The organism is Streptomyces sp. NPDC051172 (assembly GCF_040682555.1).
Classification (GTDB): domain Bacteria; phylum Actinomycetota; class Actinomycetes; order Streptomycetales; family Streptomycetaceae; genus Streptomyces.
In genome coordinates this window covers 1-1,043 of the sequence record NZ_JBFBBE010000486.1, presented here as the reverse complement: position 1 = coordinate 1,043, position 1,043 = coordinate 1, and the positions used below count along the sequence as shown (strand labels likewise).

Below are 1,043 nucleotides of genomic sequence, written 5' to 3'. Positions count from 1 at the left end.
GCGCCGGGTGCTGATCGAGGCGGGCATCGACCCGGACCTGGTGCCCCCGCGCTACGGCACCGGCTACTTCAAGCACATCTTCGGCGGCGGCTATGCGGCCGGGTACTACTCCTATGTGTGGGCAGAGGTGCTGGACGCGGACGCCGTGGAGTGGTTCCGCGAGCACGGCGGGATGACGCGGGAGAACGGCCGCCGGTTCGCGGACGAGCTGCTCTCGCGGGGCGACACGCGTGACCTGCTGGAGTCCTACCGCGCGTTCCGTGGCCGGGACGCCGAGCTCGAGCCGCTGCTGCGCCGTCGGGGACTGGCGGACGCCGCGGCCTGAGCGCGGTCAGCGCCTCCGGTCGCCGGGGCGGGGGGCGCTGAGCACGGCGCGCAGCCAGCCGCGCACGGTGGTGTCCCACTTGCGCGGGTCCACGTTCTGCTCCCGGGTGTGGCGGGCCTGGTGGAAGCGGACGAACCGAACCAGGTCCGGGTTGCGCTCGGCCAGGTCCTGCGAGGGGCCGACGGGCACGTACTCATCGTCCTCGGAGTGCAGGATCAGCGTGGGCACGCGCACGTGGTCGGCGCGGGCCACCCAGTCCAGGGCCTTGAGGTCCACGGGGGCGGCCAGGCCCGTGATGAACCGGCCGGCCCGGTTGGCCAGCAGCCACTGGCCGAGCAGGCCCACGGCTTCGGGGATCCGGTTGAGCCGGGCCTGGTGGCGCAGCACGTCCACCCAGTCCACGACGGGGCCCGTCAGGACCACGCCGCGCACGCGCGGGGCCAGCGTGGAACGGTCCACGGTCTGCAGCACCACGGCCCCGCCCATGGACCAGCCGAAGAGGACGACGTCCCGGGCGCCATGGTCCAGGGCGTAGCGGATCGCGGCCTCGACGTCCTCCCACTCGGTGGTGCCCAGCCCGTAGCGGGCGTCGGCCGCGTCCGGGGCGTCGCCGTCGTTGCGGTAGGAGATCAGCAGCGACGTCATGCCCAGGCGGCGGGCGGTCGGGACGGCGCGGATGCCCTCGTTGCGGCGCGCGCCCCGGCCGTGGACCATCACC

The 1,043-nt window shown here is 74.4% G+C and carries 2 protein-coding genes; one reads left to right on the top strand and one right to left on the bottom strand.

The window, feature by feature from the left end:
• Positions 1-325, top strand: a 325-nt coding sequence (locus tag AB0N07_RS52125) for a M3 family metallopeptidase (RefSeq protein WP_365848156.1), incomplete at its 5' end; no start/stop codon positions are given.
• Between the two features lie 6 nt (positions 326-331).
• On the opposite strand, the gene AB0N07_RS52120 is transcribed toward AB0N07_RS52125, so the two are convergent.
• A partial coding sequence (locus AB0N07_RS52120) for an alpha/beta fold hydrolase (RefSeq protein WP_365848154.1) occupies positions 332-1,043 on the bottom strand: 712 nt, incomplete at its 5' end.